The sequence below is a fragment of the Microbacterium yannicii PS01 genome (genome assembly GCF_000304335.1).
In the GTDB taxonomy this organism is placed as follows: Bacteria; Actinomycetota; Actinomycetes; order Actinomycetales; family Microbacteriaceae; genus Microbacterium; species Microbacterium yannicii_A.
This window is the reverse complement of sequence record NZ_CAJF01000006.1, coordinates 1-17,774: the sequence shown is the minus strand read 5'-3', so window position 1 is coordinate 17,774 and position 17,774 is coordinate 1. Positions and strand designations below refer to the sequence as shown.

Annotated in this window: 12 protein-coding genes and 1 tRNA gene; 5 read left to right on the top strand and 8 right to left on the bottom strand. The window is 68.6% G+C overall.

Annotated elements, in window-relative coordinates; translation table 11 throughout:
- Positions 1 to 66: 66 nt before the first annotated feature.
- Positions 67 to 3,507, top strand: a complete 3,441-nt coding sequence (locus WYM_RS19245) for a GH32 C-terminal domain-containing protein (RefSeq protein ID WP_019179660.1) — start codon at positions 67 to 69, stop codon at positions 3,505 to 3,507.
- A gap of 294 nt (positions 3,508 to 3,801) precedes the next feature.
- Here WYM_RS19245 and WYM_RS04620 read toward each other — a convergent pair.
- A tRNA-Ser gene (locus WYM_RS04620) sits at positions 3,802 to 3,892 on the bottom strand.
- 46 nt (positions 3,893 to 3,938) lie between these two features.
- Complete coding sequence (locus WYM_RS19240; protein WP_019179659.1) at positions 3,939 to 5,639, bottom strand: FAD-dependent oxidoreductase; 1,701 nt, start codon at positions 5,637 to 5,639, stop codon at positions 3,939 to 3,941.
- Positions 5,640 to 5,850: 211 nt separating this feature from the next.
- Here WYM_RS19240 and WYM_RS04610 point away from each other — a divergent pair, with 211 nt between their 5' ends.
- A complete protein-coding gene (locus WYM_RS04610) occupies positions 5,851 to 7,236 on the top strand; it encodes an MFS transporter (protein WP_040569071.1) in 1,386 nt (461 codons plus the stop codon).
- On the opposite strand, the gene WYM_RS04605 is transcribed toward WYM_RS04610, so the two are convergent.
- Positions 7,212 to 8,108, bottom strand: coding sequence for a class II glutamine amidotransferase (locus WYM_RS04605; protein ID WP_019179657.1), 897 nt, complete (start codon positions 8,106 to 8,108; stop codon positions 7,212 to 7,214). The two genes, WYM_RS04610 and WYM_RS04605, sit on opposite strands and share 25 nt — an antisense overlap.
- 75 nt (positions 8,109 to 8,183) lie before the next feature.
- On the opposite strand from WYM_RS04605, the gene WYM_RS04600 reads away from it, so the two are divergent.
- The 3 genes from WYM_RS04600 to WYM_RS19230 all read left to right on the top strand — a co-directional run bounded on the left by WYM_RS04600 (position 8,184) and on the right by WYM_RS19230 (position 12,417).
- Positions 8,184 to 9,137, top strand: coding sequence for an L-lactate dehydrogenase (locus WYM_RS04600; RefSeq protein WP_019179656.1), 954 nt, complete (start codon positions 8,184 to 8,186; stop codon positions 9,135 to 9,137).
- A gap of 200 nt (positions 9,138 to 9,337) precedes the next feature.
- Complete coding sequence (locus WYM_RS19235; RefSeq protein ID WP_019179655.1) at positions 9,338 to 11,392, top strand: hypothetical protein; 2,055 nt, start codon at positions 9,338 to 9,340, stop codon at positions 11,390 to 11,392.
- 113 nt (positions 11,393 to 11,505) lie between these two features.
- Positions 11,506 to 12,417: a PaaX family transcriptional regulator C-terminal domain-containing protein gene (locus tag WYM_RS19230; RefSeq protein WP_192813711.1), complete on the top strand. Its 912-nt coding sequence runs from the start codon at positions 11,506 to 11,508 to the stop codon at positions 12,415 to 12,417.
- Positions 12,418 to 12,443: 26 nt separating this feature from the next.
- On the opposite strand, the gene WYM_RS04585 is transcribed toward WYM_RS19230, so the two are convergent.
- The 5 genes from WYM_RS04585 to WYM_RS19215 form a co-directional block, all read right to left on the bottom strand.
- Positions 12,444 to 13,637 (bottom strand): cytochrome P450, encoded by a 1,194-nt coding sequence (locus WYM_RS04585; protein ID WP_019179653.1) that lies wholly within the window; start codon positions 13,635 to 13,637, stop codon positions 12,444 to 12,446.
- Between the two features lie 14 nt (positions 13,638 to 13,651).
- A complete protein-coding gene (locus WYM_RS04580; protein ID WP_019179652.1) occupies positions 13,652 to 14,893 on the bottom strand; it encodes a cytochrome P450 in 1,242 nt (413 codons plus the stop codon).
- A gap of 51 nt (positions 14,894 to 14,944) precedes the next feature.
- Positions 14,945 to 15,973 carry an ABC transporter substrate-binding protein gene (locus WYM_RS19225; protein WP_019179651.1) on the bottom strand — a complete coding sequence of 343 codons (1,029 nt, stop codon included), beginning with the start codon at positions 15,971 to 15,973 and terminating at the stop codon, positions 14,945 to 14,947.
- On the bottom strand, positions 15,970 to 16,842 hold the full coding sequence (locus WYM_RS19220; RefSeq protein ID WP_019179650.1) for an MBL fold metallo-hydrolase: 873 nt from the start codon (positions 16,840 to 16,842) through the stop codon (positions 15,970 to 15,972). The genes WYM_RS19225 and WYM_RS19220 overlap by 4 nt, the downstream gene beginning before the upstream one ends.
- Positions 16,842 to 17,774: ABC transporter permease (locus WYM_RS19215; protein WP_019179649.1), on the bottom strand; the 933-nt coding region annotated here is incomplete at its 5' end. The genes WYM_RS19215 and WYM_RS19220, both read right to left, overlap by 1 nt.

The following is a 17,774-nucleotide window of genomic DNA, read 5'->3' as shown; positions in this document are numbered from 1 at the left end:
CACCACCGGAGAGCCGGGTTGCGTCCAGGAACGAAGAAGCAGACGGCCGTCGCGGTCGCTGCGACCATGGCCCTCATCACGACGTTGGGCATGGCCACCCCCGCAGCATCCGCGGAGGTTCCGCCGGGCGATGAGCCTTACCGCCCGCTGGTGCACTTCTCTCCGGAGGAGAACTGGATGAACGACCCCAACGGTCTCGTCTACGCCGACGGGGTGTATCACCTGTACTTCCAGCACAACCCCAGCGGCACCCGGTGGGGCAACATGAGCTGGGGGCACGCGACCAGCAGCGACCTGCTCACGTGGACCGAGCAGCCGATCGCGATCCCGCAGACGTTCAATGAGCAGGGCCAGGCGATCGAGAGCATCTTCTCGGGGTCCGTCGTCATCGACGAGAACAACACGTCGGGCTTCGGCGAGGGCGGCGAACCACCCCTCGTCGCGATCTACACGAGCGCGTACGAGGCTGCTCACCCGACGCTCGCCGGTCGTCAAGCGCAGTCGCTGGCGTACAGCCTCGACGGCGGCTACACGTGGCAGAAGTACGCGAACAACCCCGTCCTCGACCGCGGGTCGGCGAACTTCCGCGACCCGAAGGTCTTCTGGTACGACGGGCCTGCCGGCCAGTACTGGGTCATGGCGGCCGTCGAGGCGACGGACCACAAGGTCGTCCTCTACAAGAGCGCCAACCTGCGCGACTGGGAGCACCTGTCCGACTTCGGCCCGGCCAACTCAACGAGCGGAATCTGGGAGTGCCCCGACCTCTTCGAGCTCCCCGTGGACGGCGACCCGAACAACACCAAGTGGGTGATGGTCGTCAACCTCAACCCGGGTGCCGTCGCCGGCGGGAGTGGCGGCCAGTACTTCGTCGGCGAGTTCGACGGGACCACCTTCACCAGCGAGAGCACCGAGGGCGCTCAGGAACTTCCTGAGGGCGACGTGCTGGCTGGATTCGACAACGGTTCGTTCGACGGCTGGACCGTCTCCAACGAACCGGCCAACCACCTGAACGGACCGTGGGGCCTCGAGCCTGCGGCGGGCACGCTGCCCGGTCAGAACACCGTGACCGGCTTCGTCGGCGCCGGACTGGTGAACGGCTTCTATGACGGCGACTGGCCCGCAGGGACCCTCGAGTCGCCGGCGTTCACGGTCTCGGACGACTACGTCAACCTGCTCGTCGGCGGAGGCCACCACCCGCACATCGCGGGGTCCCAGCTCAGCAATGATCCGCCCGCGGGCGCCTCGGTCTTCGACTTCGAGCTGCCTGACGGTCAGACCCTGGCCGACTCGGGCTGGCAGATCACCGGCGATTTCGCCACCGATCCGGCGCGCAACCCGTCCACCAACGGGGGCGACCACTACCTCGGCGCCAAGCGGCTGAACACCTGGGAAGGCGGTCCGCGCGGCGACGACAACGTCGGCGAGCTGCTCTCCCCCGAGTTCACGCTCGACGGCGACTTCGTCTCGTTCCTCATCGGCGGCGGCAAGCGCACCGATGGCACGCTTCAGGCTGAGCTCGTCGTCGACGGCGCCGTGGTCAGGACCAAGACGGGACCCGAGTCCGGGGCTCTCAACTGGGCGTCGTGGAATGTGTCCGAGTTCGCGGGAGAGCAGGCGCAGGTCCGCATCCGCGACGAGGCCACCGGCGGGTGGGGCCACCTCACCTTCGACCACGTCGTGGTCGGCGATGTCGAGGCGAAGCTGCGCAGCGACGAGACGTCGGTGAACCTCGTGGTGGACGGCGAGGTCGTCAGATCGGCGACGGGCTCGGACAGCGAGAACCTCGATTGGGCCAGCTGGGACGTGCGGGAGTTCGCCGGGAAGCGGGCGACCGTCCGCGTCGTCGACAACAACCGCGGCGGGTGGGGGCACATCCTGATCGACCAGGTCATGACATCGGATGCCGCGGCCCCCACGCGCCTGGAGAGCTACGACTGGCTCGACTGGGGCCGCGACTACTACGCGACCGTCTCGTACTTCGGCACCCCAGACAGGACGACGCGCATCATGCAGGGCTGGATGAACAACTGGGACTACGCCAACGACATCCCCACATCGCCCTGGCGCAGTTCGATGACCCTGCCCCGCGAGGTCACGCTGACCGAAACATCCGACGGGCCGCGCCTCACGCAGAAGGTCGTCTCGCAGATCGACGAGCAGCTTGAGACGGACGTCGCGCAGACGCGATCCGACGTGGCAGTGACGGGTGACACCGCACTGGACCTGTCGGGTGAGGTCGTCAAGATCGACCTGACGCTGCAGCCCGGTGACGCCGATCGCGCCGGCATCGTCGTCTTCGGCGACGACGAGTCGGGCACCCGCATCGGCTACGACGCGAACACCGAACGCGTCTTCGTCGACCGGCGCGACTCCGGCAACGTGGACTTCCACCCGGCGTTCGCCTCCGTCGAGGACGCGCCCGTCGCGCTCAGCGACGACGGGACCGTCACCCTGGAGCTGTATCTCGACCGGGCGTCCGTGGAGCTGTTCGCCGCCGAGGGCCGCGTCACGATCACGGACCAGGTCTTCCCCCTGGCCGGGGCCGACGACATCACGGCATGGTCCGAGGGCGGCACCGCAGTGATCCAGGCGATCACGGTCACCCCGATCACCCCGACGATGTGGAAGATCCCCGCGCCGGTAGACGTGCCGGGCGCTCCCACCGAGGTCACCGCGACGGCCACGGCCGACGGGGCGACGGTGGCGTGGACGGCGCCGACGGAGGACGGCGGCGCACCGGTCGGCGAGTACCGCGTCTACCGCGAGGGCGTCGATGCGCCCATCGCAACAGCCGCGACGACGGCGGCCCCGGTCACCGGCCTGGCGCCGGGAACGAACGCGCGGTTCGCCGTCAGCGCCGTGAACAGCGCCGGGGAGGGACCGCGGTCGGGGTGGAGCGCGGCGGTCGTCGTTCCGGATGGGGCGGCAGCCGCTCCCGCCAAGGGAGTGCTGTCGCACGACAACGGACGGGACACCGGGCTGGCCGACGGCGACTACAACGTCACCATGAACCTGTGGTGGGGTCAGAACGCAACGGAGTTCCGTCTGTTCGAGAACGGCGTCCTCGTCGCGACCGTGCCGTTGCCTTACGGCGGATTCTCTGCTCAGCGCGCGAGCGTGCCGGTCTCGGGCAAGTCGAACGGGACATACGTGTATACAGGCGAGCTCGTCAACTCCCAGGGCGTCACCGCGACGACGACTCTCAAGGTGAAAGTCAGCGACGCCGCCCCGGCGAAGCCCGTCCTGAGCCACGACAACCACGACGGGGACGGCACCTTCACGCTCACCGCCAACCTGTGGTGGGGCACCAACGCGACGTCGTACCGCTTCCTGGAAGGCGATGCGGTCATCGACGAGGGCGTCCTCGCGGCGAACACGCCGGGTGCGCAGACCGCCGAGCTCGACCTGGTCGGTGCGGCGAAGGGCAAGCACGTCTATCGAGTCGAGTTCACCAACGCGGCCGGCTCAACGGTCAGCGCGCCGGTGACGGTAACCGTGCGGCGCTAGCCGAATGCGACAGCGGAGGGGTGCGAGTTCGCTCGCCCCCCTCCGCTCCGAAGGCCGGACGGACGTTTCTCGCAGAGGCGTATACGGGTTGGCCGCTCGCGGAGTGACGGTGCGACAGTTGGGCCACCGAAGGTAGCGCCTGGAGACCGTCGAATCACACGGATGCAGCGGGCTTTTCGGGGTCGCGAGCGCCGTTGTGAGAAAGAGATGGGTAACCGACACGCCGGCCGCTCTTTCGCAAACCCATGCCCAAACGCAGATCAGCGCCATAGACATGGCGCTGATCTGGAAAAGTGGCGGTGACGGTGGGATTTGAACCCACGGTAGGGGGTTACCCTACACAACTTTTCGAGAGTTGCACCTTCGGCCGCTCGGACACGTCACCGCCGACAAGTGTACGTCACGGCCCGCGCACCTCGCGAATCGCGGCTTCACCGGGTCCGCGGCATCCGCTCGCCTCTTGCACTGAGGTGCCGGTGCACGGACGAGACGACCACCGAGCCTTCGCCCACCGCCGACGCGACGCGCTTCACCGAGCTGCGGCGGGAGTCGCCGACGGCGTAGAGCCCGGGCACGGATGTCTCCAGGGGCTCGGGCACGGCGCGCCCGGCCCACGGCTCCGGCGCGTCCTCGTCGGCCTCGGACGCACCGGTGAAGAGGAAGCCCCACCGATCGCGCAGCACCTGCGGGGGGAGCCAGCCGGTGTGCGGCTGCGAGCCGATCGTGATGAACAGCCCCTCGCAGGCGACGCGTCGACGCTCGCCGGTGCGGAGATGCTCGATCTCGATCTGCGCCAGCCGGTCGCCTTCGATATCCGCGTGCGCGTCGACCACCCGGCTCTCCGTCACGATCTCGACCCCGAGTGCCGTGAGCTGTTCGACCAGGTACGACGACATGCTCGCGGCGAGCGAGGGCCCACGAACGAGGAGGGCGACGGATGCCGCGTAGCGAGCCAGATGGAGCGCCGCCTGTCCTGCGGAGTTGCCGCCGCCGATCACGAACACCGTGCGTCCGCGCTGAGCCTTCGCCTCGACCGATGACGCGCCGTAGAACACCGAGGCGCCGACGAAGCGCTCGAGCGCCGGCACCCGCAGCTTGCGATATGACACCCCCGTGGCCAGCACGACCGCCCCTGCCGCGACCCGCTCATCCCCCATGTGCACCACGAATCCATGATCGATCTCGAGGCCCGTCACGGCCCGGGCCAGACAGAAGCGCGCGCCGAAGACCCACGCCTGCTGATACGCGCGGTCTGCCAGCTCCACGCCGCTGACGCCGCGGGGGAAGCCCAGATAGTTGCGGATCAGCGAGCTGCCGCCCGCCTGCCCCCCGAGCGACTCGCGCTCGAGCACGAGCGTCGACAGTCCCTCCGACGCGGCATAGACCGCCGCCGCCAGGCCACCCGGCCCCGCACCGACGATCGCGACATCGACCGGCCCGTCCGGGAGGGCCGTGCCGTGCCCTCGTGACGCCGCGATCTCGGCGTCGTCGGGATCGACGAGCAGCCGACCGGCGGCGGTGCGGACGACCGGCGCTCCCGTGTAGGCGACGCCCGCCTCCGCCAGCACCCGCACGCCGGCGGCCGAGTCCGGCTCCACGCGCGCCACCGACACGCCCGCGCGAGAAAGAAGCTGTTCGAGCACGTGCGTTCGCGGGGCGTGGTCTTCGCCGACCACCGTGTATCCCGCGCGTCCGCCGGCGGCGTGGCGCCACTCCCGCAGCAGCTCGGTGACGATGCGATGGAAGTCCTCGTCGGCCGGGTCCTGCGGACGCACCACGTAGTAGTCGATCCGCAGCTGCGACATCAGCTCGAGAACCCGCTGCACGGTCTCGGGGTCCGCCCACGTTCCCCAGGTCATCATCAGCCCGCGTCGCGCGTCGGGGAACAGTCGCCGGGCGTCGGCGAAGACCGTCTCGCCCGCTGGGCCGGGCCGGTCGTCGTCCGCGAGCACCAGCGCGACCGGGCGTCCTTCCGATGCGAGCGCTGCCAGCGCCGCGTGCGGATCGGCATCCGCGCGGACTACGGCATAGTCGGCGCCGTAGCGACGCCGAAGGACCTCCGCGACGTCCGGCCCCGCCGAGTTCGGCGTCTTCTCGGTGACGACGATCACCGGGTGCGTCGGATCCTCCATCGCCCCTCGCCTCCGTCGGCGGTCGCGTCGCCCGTCTGGCGGTGAGTGTAGACCCGCGCGGGCGCGGCCGAAAGGCTCTGAGCACGCTCGAGCGGATCCCGCGTTTCTGCGAGCCGTTGTGGGGCCGCGGATCTCGGGCAACGGCCCGGGCGTCCGAGGAGCGGACTACGGTGAATCCGTGCCCGACAATCCCCCGGCGACGGCCCAGCAGATGAGCGCGACCCAGCGGTCGGTGCTGTGGATCGCGATTCTGGCCTCCTTCGTCGCATTCCTCGACGGCACCGTCGTGAACGTCGCCCTCCCGGCCATCAGCGACGAGCTCGGCGGCGGGCTCACGACTCAGCAGTGGGTGGTGGACGCCTACCTCATCACGCTCGGCGCACTCATCCTCGTGGCGGGTTCGGTCAGCGACGCCTACGGACGTGTCCTCGTCCTGCGCATCGGGCTGATCGGCTTCGGCATCGCGTCGGTCGCGATCGCGGCGGCGCCGACGGCAGAGTTCCTCATCGTCGCGCGCGCCGTGCAGGGTGCGGCGGGCGCGTTCCTCGTCCCCAGCTCGCTTGCGCTCATCACCTCCAACTTCACCGGTCCGGCACAAGGCCGCGCGATCGGCGTCTGGACCGCCGCCACCACGACGGCGATGATCGTCGGCCCGGTCATCGGGGGCGTCTTCGTCGATCTGCTCTCCTGGCGGCTGGCATTCCTCATCAACGTGGTGCCGATCGCGGTGACCCTCCTGCTGCTGGCGCGCGGCAGCTTCCGCGACATCCGAAAGCCGGATGCCTCGATCGACTGGCTCGGCGCGATCCTCTGCACGCTCGGGCTCGGCGCCATGGTCTTCGCGCTCATCGAGCAGCCGAATCTCGGCTGGTCCTCGCCCGCGATCTGGGCGCCGATGATCGTCGGGGCCCTCATGTTCGCCGGTTTCATCGTTCGCCAGCGGCTGGTGCGCAGCCCGATCCTTCCCCTGGATCTCTTCCGGGTGCGCAACTTCTGGACAGGCAACATCGCGACGCTCTTCATCTACGGCGCCCTCTCGCTGAACGGCTTCGTCGTGGTCGTGTACCTGCAGCAGGGCGCGGGGCTGCCCGCGACGCTGGCCGGCCTCGCGAGCCTTCCGATGACCGTCCTTCTCATCCTCTTCAGCTCGCGCATCGGCGCGCTGAGCGGTCGGTGGGGTCCGCGCCTGTTCATGACGGTCGGCCCGATCACGATGGGGATCGGCGCGCTGCTCCTCCTCACCGTCGGGGGCGACTTCTCCTACTGGTGGCAGGTTCTCCCGAGCATGGTGGTGATGGGGCTCGGCCTCGCGCTGACCGTGGCGCCGCTGACCTCGGCCATCCTCGGTGCGATCGACTCGGAGCGCTCGGGGATCGCCTCGGCGGTCAACAACGCGGTCTCCCGTGTCGCGGGTCTGGTGACCATCGCCGCCCTCGCCACGATCGTCGGCGGCACGCTCGACCTCGACGGGTTCCATCGAGCCGCGATCGTCACGGCAGCCCTCATGATCGCGGGCGGAATCACCTCGTTCCTCGGCATCCGCAATCCGCCCCGCGCGACCGCTGACGAGAATCAGGCGGCCAAGAACTCCGCGTGATGGTAGCCCGTCGGGTCGAGTACGGCGACGGTCGACTCAGGCACCTCGAGGAACACCCCTGGCAGGTCGTTGAGCGGCTCGGAGACGACGACCTGGGCGTGATCGCCGAACGTCGACAGGCGTTCGACATCGGGATACATCGTCCGCAGGGTCGGCACATCGGCGGAGTGGAACAGCGTGCGCGAGCGCCCCTGCGACGAGTAGCGGAACGCCCACACCGTCTCACCGTTCGTCACTGCGATCGTCCCCTGCATCGGGAACTGCACGCCCGCGGCATGACCGGCTTCTTCGACCCGGCGCACTGCGGCACCCACCGCGGCGATCGGGTCGTCCTCCAGTCCGTACGTCAGCGCCAGATGGAACATCACCTCCGAGTCGGTGGTGCCCTGGATCAGCGGGAAGAGCGACGGGTCCACCGCGAGCAGAAGATCGCGCTTGAATGAGCTGAAGCCGGCGACGAAGCCGTTGTGCATGAACAGCCACTTCTCGTGCCGGTACGGGTGGCAGTTGGTCTGCTGGATCGGCGGTCCGGCGGCCGCCCGCACATGGGTGAAGAACAGCGGGCTGCGCACCGCCGAGCTCAGTTCCCGCAGGTTCTGGTCGTTCCACGCCGGCTCGATGCTGCGGAAGACGGCGGGATGCCCCGAGTCCGTGGCATCCGCCGGATACCAGCCGAACCCGAAGCCGTCCCCGTTGACCGTCTCGGCACCCAGTGGTGAATTGAGCGACATCGCCACCACCGAGTGCTGCGCGTCGAGGATGAGCGTGGAGGGCTGGAGCGCCTCTCCGGTGTAAGCCAGCCAGCGGCACATGATGCCTCCCGAGATCTCGTCGGCACCGTCACGCGAAGGGCGTCGCCGTGTGCCAGTCATCGTAGGGCTGGATCCCTCCGGCCGATAGGCCACCGCCGGCGTCGCCGACACATCGTCGCCTGCAAGACTGGCCCCATGGCCGTGATCGAGAACTCGAAAGTCACCATCGTCGGAGCCGGCAGCGTCGGCTCGAGCGCCGCATACGCCTCGCTGATCCGCGGATCGGCGCGTCACGTCGCGCTCTACGACATCGCGACGCAGAAGGTCGAGGCCGAGGTGCTCGATCTCGCTCACGGGACGCAGTTCACCGGCTCGAGCGACATCACCGGCGGCAGCGATCTGGCGGTCGTCGAGGGCTCGCACGTCGTGGTGATCACGGCGGGCGCGAAGCAGGACCCGGGTCAGACCCGCACCGAGCTCGCCGGCGTCAACGCCGGCATCATGCGCAAGATGATGCCGCGGCTGCTCGAGGTGGCGCCCGACGCGATCTACGTCATCGTCACGAACCCGTGCGATGTGCTGACCGTCCTCGCACAGAAGGAGACCGGCCTGCCGCCGGAGAAGATCTTCGCGTCGGGCACCGTGCTGGACACGTCGCGCCTGCGGTGGAAGCTCGGCCAGCGAGCCGGAGTCTCGACCTCCAGCGTGCACGCCTACATCGTCGGCGAGCACGGCGACACCGAGTTCCCGCTGTGGTCTAAGGCCACGATCGGTACCGTCCCGATCCTTGACTGGGTGACGCCGCGCGGCGATCGCCTCACGGTCGAGGAGCTCGATCAGATCGCCGTCGACGTGCGCGACGCCGCCTACAAGGTGATCCAGGGCAAGGGCGCCACCAACTACGCCATCGGCCTGTCGACCGCGCGCATCATCGAGGCGATCCTGAACGACGAGCGTGCCGTCATGCCGGTCTCGCCCGTGCTCGACGGGTTCCACGGCGTGAGTGGTGTCGCCCTGTCGGTGCCGTCGGTCGTCAGTTCCGCGGGGGCCGCGCCCATCGTCGAGACCCAGTTCGACGAGCGCGAGCTCGACCTCTTCCATCGTTCGGCCGCCGCGCTGCGAGACGTCGCCGACTCGCTCCGAGGCTGACAGACACGGGCAGAACGACGGTGACGGATGCCGCGGCTCGCACCGCGACGAATGAGTCGTCGAGTGCCACGCGTCTCGGTGCGGAGATCCCCTCTTAGAGAGCGTCCGACGTCATCGAGCCGAGTTCGTTCTTTTCTTTGACACCTTTGTGGACGATCGTTACGGTTTCTGTAATGCATCGAACGACGAGGAGGTCGTCCATGTCCGCTCCTGCTCTCGAAGCGCCCCTCAGGCGCTCACGGCGGCCCATCGCCGCGGCTATCGGGGCGGTCGCCCTCATCGGCTCGCTGCTGAGCCTGCCGGTGCCCGCTTCTGCAGCTGACAGTGACGTCCGCGTGGCTGGAGTGCTGCACGAGGGAACGCCCGCACAGGTGGTCTACGAGGCGATCCGCCCGGCCGAGTGGAACGGAACACTGATCCTCGACCTTGACTTCAACTCGTGGAACGTGGCGCGCCGCGACTACTTCTTGAGCAAGGGCTACGCCATCGGGGGTAACCAGCGGACCCAGAACGAGACCGCGTACGAGATCAAGGACTACGTGGAAAACCTGGTCACCACGCGGGATCTCCTCACGGAGGCCATCGCCGATACAGGCTCGGAGAGCCAGCCGACGCGCACGATCGCGTGGGGCAACTCCCGCGGTGGCTTCGTCGCCCGCATGGCGGCGCAGTACCGACCGGATGTCTTCGATGGCGCCCTGGCCGGAGCCGGAGGTGGTGCCGGTGTTCTCGCCAGCTGGCTCGGCAAAGCCGACGCGGTATGGGCGCTGCAGGAGCTGGTGAACCCGGACGCGGGGCTCGCGATCAACAACCTGCCTGACATCCCGCCGGGGGCGACATATGGGCCGAGCTACGACCAGAACGTCAAACTCGACGCGCTCGTCACCGAGGCCCGCGCAAGTGATCAGGGCATGGCACGACTCGTGCTCGCTGCGGCCTTCGAACAAGCCACCGATTTCCCCTCGGGCTCGGAGCCGCCCGCGCAGGACGACTACCTGACGCAGGGACAGCTCATCGCCGGCGCATTCGCCTTCGGCAACCCGCAGTTCGTCCACAAGGAGATCGAGGTGATGGCCGGCGGCCCCGTGGTGTGGAATCACGGCGTGGACTACCGCGACCTCCTTGAGCGATCGGGCGACGCGGACCGAGTGCGCTGGTGGTACGAGCACGCCGGGCTCGACCTGGATGCCGACCTCGATCTCCTCGCCGGAGCCGAACGCTACAGCGCCGACCCGGAAGCCGTCGCAGCGGTCGAAGACATCGGAACCTATGACGGCACCGGAAGCCCCGTGATGACGGTCAAGACACTGGGTGACTCCGCCGACCCGGCTCCGCTGGACGAGGCCTATCTGCGCACCTTCGAAGCGGCGGGGCGGGCAGGAACGCACGTGCGGACCCTTCTGATCGAGCGTCCAGGTCACGGCGGCCAGTCGTTCGGCGAGATGCTGGTGGCCTTCCGTGCTCTCGAAGCCCGCCTCGATTCCGGCTCGTGGCCCGATGTGTCACCTCAGGCGATGAACGCTCGCGTCGCTGCGCTCGCCGAGAGCGGTGAGATCGACTCGGCTCTGCTCGGCGGCGGCGGCGTCGGGAAGTACATCCCGTTCGGCGACCTACCGCCGGCGCTGCGAACGTGGGACTTCACCAACTGGGGAACGTATGTGCCGGCGGACGAAACGACGACCGCACCCGCGCGGGCTCGGTTGTCGACCGACAGCGGATGGGCCGACGGTCTGCACGACGGTACGCACACGGTCACCATGAACCTGTGGCACGGCGTCAACGGCTCGGTGTTCCGGCTCTACGAGAATGGTGAGCTGATCGCGACGCGAACACTGCGGCCGAACACGCCGGGAGCACAGTCAGCCACGGTGGAGCTCTCCGGCCGGGTCGACGGGACGTATGTCTACACGGGCGTGGTCTCCAACGGCGCCGGAGCCACCGAAACAGGCTCGGTGACCGTACGCGTGACCGATGCGGCACCCGGGAAGATCGTCCTGTCGCACGACAACCGCGACCGCGATGGCGACTTCACCCTCACCACCGACCTCTGGTGGGGAACGAACGCCACCGACTACCGCCTCTTTGAGAACGGCGAACTGATCGACGAGCAGACGCTGTCGGCGGCCACTCCGGGCGCGCAGCGGGCGACCTCCAGCGTGACGGACAGAGCGCCGGGCAGTTACGAGTACGTCGCCGTCTTCGTCAATGACGCCGGGGAGACGTCATCGCGGCCGATCACCGTCACCGTCCGCTAGTCCGGTCCCGCGAGGCTGCGATGGTCGTCGGGCGTGTGTCGCCACGCACCTGGCACTGACCGAGCATCTGTCACAGTTGACTCACTGGCGCGATGGGAGGAACCATGCCGCAGATGGGCACGCGACCGGGGACCACCTTCGGCATCCCGCGTTCAGCCACCGGCACCGACCCGCAGCATCTGCTGGCGACGTTGCTCGGCGACTACTGGTGGGGTAACACCGAGGCGGTGCCCTCGGCGGCCCTGGTCGACCTGCTGTCCGAATTCGGAACCACCGAGAGTTCGGCACGCCAGGCGATCCGGAGGCTGACGGCGCGCGGCATGCTGGTCGCGTCGAAGCACGGCCGGTCGACCTTCTACGCACGCCCGCAGAGCACCGCCGAAGCGACGGAGACGCGACTGAAGCGCGCGATGAACTTCGGACTCGCCTACCCGCCGTGGGATGGCCGCTGGACGGTCGTGGTGTTCTCGGTTCCCGAGGAGCTGCGTGACGTGCGCAGGCATCTCCGCATGGGCCTGCGGGAGCTGGGTTTCGCCCTGCTGCAGGAGGCCGTGTGGATCACGCCTCACGACTACGCCGAAGAGGCGGTGGGTCTTCTGAAGCGCCTTTCGGTGGGCACCGCCACGGTGATGCGATCCGACTTCGTGCCGCGCGACGGCCGCTCGCCTGATGTGAGCGAGGCGTTCGAGCTGCACGCCCTGGAGGCCGAGTATCGCCTGTTCATCGCGGACTTCGCCGGGCACGTCGACGACGCGGTCGGCGGTCGGCTCGATCCCGCCCATGCGCTCACCCTCCGCACCCGAGTCATGGGGCGCTGGCTCGGGTTCCGGTTCACCGACCCCGAGCTGCCTCGCGAGATGCTTCCCGCCGACTGGCCCCGTGACAGCGCGCGCGCGGTCTTCCTCGCGATCTATGACTCGCTGGGCGCCCCGGCCGAGCGGCGGTTCTCCGAGATCGTCGGGCGGTACGACGCGTCGCTCGCTGCTCTCACCTCGCACCACGTCTCGGGTGACGGCGAGCGCTGACTCGTCGTCCGCACGGGGCCGCTGCGTCAGAGGTGGACGCGCAGCGGCACAGACTGCGCGCCGACCTCCGGCATCCGTGTGCTCTCGATCGGCCCATCGATCTCGAGCCTTCGCGTGCGAGTGACGATCTGCTCCAACGCGATCCGCAGGCTGATCCGCGCGAGCGCCATGCCGATGCACCTGTGCCGACCACGTCCGAAACCCAGGTGTCGGGCGATGTTCGGCCGACCGAGGACGAAGTCATCGGGCTCATCGAAGACGCGCTCGTCACGATTCGCTGAGGCGTAAACGAGGGTGACGGGTTCGCCGGGCTCGATCGTTCGCCCATGCAGGGTCACCGGCTCCGAGACGGTGCGCGCGAAGCCCCGGTACGGGGTGTAGAGGCGCACGAACTCCTCGAGCGCTGCGGGGATGAGCGAGGGGTCGTCGCGCAGTTCGCGATGCAGTTCAGGGTGCCGGGCGAGGTGCACGCAGATCCCGCCGAGAAGGATGGGCGGCGCAACGAGCCCTACGACGAGGGATTGACGCAGTGCCCCCACGACGAGCTCCTGATCGAGCGGTGCGCCCTCGTACTCCTCCGCGAGAAGCGAGCTCGCCGGGTCCTCGTCGATCGATCGCGGTCGCGCGGTGCGGTCGGCGACGAGTGCACGGGCCATGTCGTACATCGCCTCGCTCTTCGCCGTGACGAGGGCGCCGTCCTGGCGACGCCAGGCATCCACCCACATCGACGACGTCTCGGCCAGTCGTGGAACGTCAGCCGGATCGAGATTGAGCCACTCGGCGGCGGTGTAAGCGGGGTAGAGCGTGCCGAAGCCGACGCAGATGTCGCCACCATCATCGGCGAGGAATCGTCCGAACTCACGCTCCGCGTGCAGACGCAGTCTGGGCTCGAGGCGCTCCAGCCGTGAGCGGTGCAGGGTTCGGTCCAGTGCCCGCCGGAACGGTGAGTGCGCCGGCGCATCGAAGTTGAGAGGCGGTCGACGGATGCCGCGCGGATCGCTCGGGACGACGGCTCGCACAGATGAGATGTATGTCTCGGAGTCGCGCGCGGCACGCTCGACATCGTCGAACCGTGTCAGCGCCCAGAATCCCCCGTACGCGGACGAGTGGGCGACCGGGCACCGTTCTCGCAGCTCGCGATAGGTGTCGTGCGGGCTGTCGAACGTCTCCGTCGCAGCCGCGTCGAAATCGTCAGGAGGCAACGCGGATGCCTCGGTCATACCTGTCACGCCCCTCACGCCCGTACGAAGTCCAGCGGCACCGAGCGCGTACCCCACTCGGCCCAGATGGCCATCTCGGGCTCACCCGCCTCGTGGAACGAGGCGCTGCGCGCGAGCACCTCCTCCAGTGTGATCCTCATCATCATGCGCGCGAGGGGTGCGCCCGGGCAGCTGTGGGTGCCGCGGCCGAACGAGATGTGCTTGGCGATGTTCGGACGATCGAGGATGAACGACTCGCCGTCCGGGAACACCCGCTCGTCACGGTTGGCCGAGGTGTAGACGAGCGCGACGGGGTCGCCTTCGCGGATGAGCTCACCGCCGAGCTCGACGTCCTCGCGAGCGGTGCGCGCCATGCCGCGGTACGGGGAGTACAGACGCAGGAACTCCTCGACCGCGTCGGGGATCTTCTCGGGTTGCTCGCGCAGATAGTCCTGCAGCTGTGGATCGCGGGCGAGGTGCACGAACATGTTCCCCGTGAACACGCTGGGCGCGACCATCCCTGTGACGATGAGCTGCCTCACGCAACCGAGGACCATCGCTGCCGGCAGCGGCTCACCGTCATGCTCCGCCTGCATGAGCGCCGTGGTGAGGTCTTCCTCAGGATCGAGAGGCTGCACGGCTCGTGAATCGATGATCGACTGCGCGATCTCGTAGAGACGGCCGCTGAGACCGCGCACCGTCTCGTGATCGAGCACCTGGATGGCATCGACGTACCGGCCCGTCACGGCCTTGATGAGCTCCGACGTCTCGACGTCGAGGTTGAAGAAGTCGGCGAAGACGAACGCCGGGAACCGGTGGGCGTACTCGCGGCAGATGTCGGCCCATCCGCCCGCGATGAGCGGATCGAGAAGCTCCACCGCGGCCGCCCGGACGCGCGGCTCGAGCTCGCGCATGCGCGGCGGGGTGAAGGCTCGGTTGATGACGCGTCGGTACGAGGTGTGCTCGGGCGGATCCAGGTGCAGCGGCGGGCGCACTCCGGTGAAGGCGAATTTGGGAATCGCGTTCTGCGTCGTGGTGGTGAACCGGTCGATGTCGGTGATGGCGGTGAGCACCTCGTCGTAGCCGAGAAGCGCCCAGAATCCGTCGTACTCCTGGCTGCGCGCGACCGGCCGATCGTTTCGCAGACGCGCGAACTCCTCGTGAGCGCTGGTGAAGGTCTCGGCCTCATCCGGCACGGGGTCGAAATCGTGGTCCGTCCGCCGACGCGCGAGCGCCTCCGGATCGTCGAAACCGAAAGGGCATCGTCCTTGCGACATGGTTCTCCTCTGGGTGCATTCCGGGACGCCCTGGGCGCCCCGGAATCGCGGTCAGAAACCGAACAGCTCGTTGATGAGCTGCGCGCGGTCCTCGGGCACCGGCTCGGGACGCACCCATCCCTCGACGAGGTTGGTGCCATACGGCGAGCTGCCTCCGGACTCCTCGGCGAGGAAGGTGTTCCCCTCCTCCGACAGCAGGTAGTGCGCGAACAGGCGCGCCGCGTTCGGGTGCGGCGCATCGGCCGAGATGCCGAGTCCGATCTCGGGTCCTGTGGTCGGCCCGAGCAGCGCCGCCTCGACCGGGGCGCCCTCTTGCTTCAGCGTCTCGACGATCGCGTACACGCCGGGGTGGGCGAGCGAGCCTTCGCCCGCCGCGACGCCCTGCGTCGTGTTGACGGCGCTGTTCATCCACGTCGGGTTGTTGGCGGCGATGTCGCTCAGGAACTCCTCGCCGTACTCATCGATCATGAGCGACCAGAACGCCAGGTTCGCCGGCGACGTCGCCGGCTCGGCGAAGAGCAGCTCGCCCTCGAACTCGGGGTCGGCGTAGATCTCCCAGCTGTCGGGGGCCTCGTCCAACGCCTCGGAGTTGTACACCAGCTGCGTCGGCACCATGCTGACGATCGGGGTGCCGTCCTCTTCGACGTAGTCGGCCGGATACGCGTCGAAGTCCGGGATGTCGGCCTCGGTCACCGGCGTGAGCCAGTCGTTGTCGAAGGCCTCGGCGTAGAACGGCGAATAGGTCAGCAGGATGTTGTCGGCCTGCACGGCTCCGGCATCCGCCTCGGCCGCGAAGCGCTGCGACAGGTCGGCCGAGACCAGGCGCAGCACGGTGACGTCGACACCGTACTTCGCGGTGAAGTCCTCTGCCACGGCGCGCAGGACGCGCTCGTCCGGGATGCCGTAGAGGGTGAGCGTGCCTTCCTCCTGCGCCGCCTCGATGAGCGCCTGGAGTTCGGGGTCCTCCACCGGCGTCGAGCTTGCGGCGGGCCGATCGTCGCCGGTGGCACCGCCGCAGCCGGTGAGCACCAGCGCCGCGGCGGCCAGGATTGCGGCGGTCGCCGCGAGTTTCTTCGTCATGACTGCATCTCCTTTGGTGCGTTCTGCCTTATGGACAGCTCCATGAGGTCTTCCCCTCGCACGACTTCGCCGTCGAAGTCCCGCTCGACGACCGTCCGCCAGTCGACGGAGTCGAAGGTGTTGCCGGGCACGAGGTGGCTGAGCACGAGCCGGCGTACGCCCGCGGCCTGCGCGACCGCGCCGACGTCCGACACCGCGGTGTGAGACTCCACCAGGTGCCGGTGCAGGTCCTCCCAGCGCGCGTTGCTCTCGTCCTCGCCGTACGGCCGGACGAGTTCCGGGTTGATGACCTCGTGAACGAGGGTGTCCGCCCCGCGGGCGAGGTCGATGAGTTCGGGGCTCGGCCCGGTGTCGCCGGAGATGACCACGGATCCCGATGGCGCGTCGAACCGGTAGCCGAGCGCCGGCTCCACCGGGGCGTGGCGCACCCGGACTGCACGCATGACCACGTCGCCCAGCATCCGTTCGTCACCGCCGTCGATTTCGGCCACGCGAATGAGATCGCGCAGGTCTGGGCGGCCTTCGTCGAGAACCCGGATGCCGATGTCGTACGCGTTCGCCTCGAGATGCGCCGCGACGATGCGACCGAGCGGCGCCGGTCCGTGCACCGTGAGCGGCCGCTCCAGGCCGTGCGCCCATGCCGCCATGAGAACCGTTCCGAGCGCCACGTTGTGATCTGAGTGGTGGTGGGTGATGACGATGTCGGTGAGCGCCGACGGGGCGATGCCGGCGCGCAGGAGCTGCTGAGGGATGCCGTGACCGCAGTCGACGAGGATCACGCCGTCGCCCGCAACGATGAGCTGCCCCGGCCCGCAGTGCGTCGGTGAGACGCGCGGGCCGCCCTTGGTTCCCAGGAGGATGAGTCTCATCAGCCGACCTTCGCCGAGATGCCGAACCTGGACTTGCGGCGCGTGTACCACATGACCAGTACGAGCACCGTGCCGGTGATGAGCACGAGCACCGTCGAAAGCGCTGCCAGCAGGGCGTACGACCCTCCATTGAACACCTCGAGGATGCGGAAACCGACGACGGGATTGGACGTCCCGGCGAGGATCGCGGACGCGGTGAGGTCACCCACCATACGTATGAACAGCAGCGCCCACCCGGCGACGAGCCCCGGAATCATCAGGGGCAGCAGCACGCGCCAGAATGTGCGCACCGGCGAAGCGCCCGCCACGGCCGATGCTTCGGGCAACTCCTTGCCGACGCCCGTCACCGCGGCATCCGCTGCGATCGAAGCCTGCGGAAGATACAGCGCGAGGTAGCCGATCAGCAGGATCGCGAGCGTGCCGGACATGTAGAAGGGCGGCCCGGCGAAGAGCAGCAGCACACCGACCGCGATGACCATGTTGGAGATCGCGGCAGGGAGCTTGATCGCGGCGTCGATGCCCCGGGAGAACGCGGTGCGCGTGCGGTGCACGTACAGCGCCACCATCGCCGCGCCGAGGATCCCGAGGAGACCGCCGACGAAGCCGAGGCCCAGGCTGTTCACGAGTGCCTGGCGGGTGAGGGCGTCGTCGATCACCGCGGTACGCAGGGCATCGAAGCTGAGCGAACCCCAGTCGATGTCCGGGGTCCAGAACCCGTTGAGCGAGACCAGCACGAGCGCGATGATCGGCAGAAGCGTCGAGATGAAGACGTAGAGCATCACCGCGATGCGCACCGGCCATCGCCAGCCACCCAGCTTCGCGACACCGGAGCGAGCTCCTTTGCCGGTGATCGTCGCATAGCGGCCGCTGCGCAGCACGCGCACCTGCAACAGGTAGGCCAAACCGACGAAGAGCACCACGAAACCGCTGAG

What these genes read in the sequence shown, in the direction of transcription:
- WYM_RS19245 (WP_019179660.1), top strand. Translation starts at nt 67, where the DNA reads ATGGCCCTCATCACGACGTTGGGCATGGCCACCCCCGCAGCATCCGCG.
- WYM_RS19240 (WP_019179659.1), bottom strand. Translation starts at nt 5,639, where the DNA reads ATGGAGGATCCGACGCACCCGGTGATCGTCGTCACCGAGAAGACGCCG.
- WYM_RS04610 (WP_040569071.1), top strand. Translation starts at nt 5,851, where the DNA reads ATGAGCGCGACCCAGCGGTCGGTGCTGTGGATCGCGATTCTGGCCTCC.
- WYM_RS04605 (WP_019179657.1), bottom strand. Translation starts at nt 8,108, where the DNA reads ATGACTGGCACACGGCGACGCCCTTCGCGTGACGGTGCCGACGAGATC.
- WYM_RS04600 (WP_019179656.1), top strand. Translation starts at nt 8,184, where the DNA reads ATGGCCGTGATCGAGAACTCGAAAGTCACCATCGTCGGAGCCGGCAGC.
- WYM_RS19235 (WP_019179655.1), top strand. Translation starts at nt 9,338, where the DNA reads ATGTCCGCTCCTGCTCTCGAAGCGCCCCTCAGGCGCTCACGGCGGCCC.
- WYM_RS19230 (WP_192813711.1), top strand. Translation starts at nt 11,506, where the DNA reads ATGGGCACGCGACCGGGGACCACCTTCGGCATCCCGCGTTCAGCCACC.
- WYM_RS04585 (WP_019179653.1), bottom strand. Translation starts at nt 13,637, where the DNA reads ATGACCGAGGCATCCGCGTTGCCTCCTGACGATTTCGACGCGGCTGCG.
- WYM_RS04580 (WP_019179652.1), bottom strand. Translation starts at nt 14,893, where the DNA reads ATGTCGCAAGGACGATGCCCTTTCGGTTTCGACGATCCGGAGGCGCTC.
- WYM_RS19225 (WP_019179651.1), bottom strand. Translation starts at nt 15,973, where the DNA reads ATGACGAAGAAACTCGCGGCGACCGCCGCAATCCTGGCCGCCGCGGCG.
- WYM_RS19220 (WP_019179650.1), bottom strand. Translation starts at nt 16,842, where the DNA reads ATGAGACTCATCCTCCTGGGAACCAAGGGCGGCCCGCGCGTCTCACCG.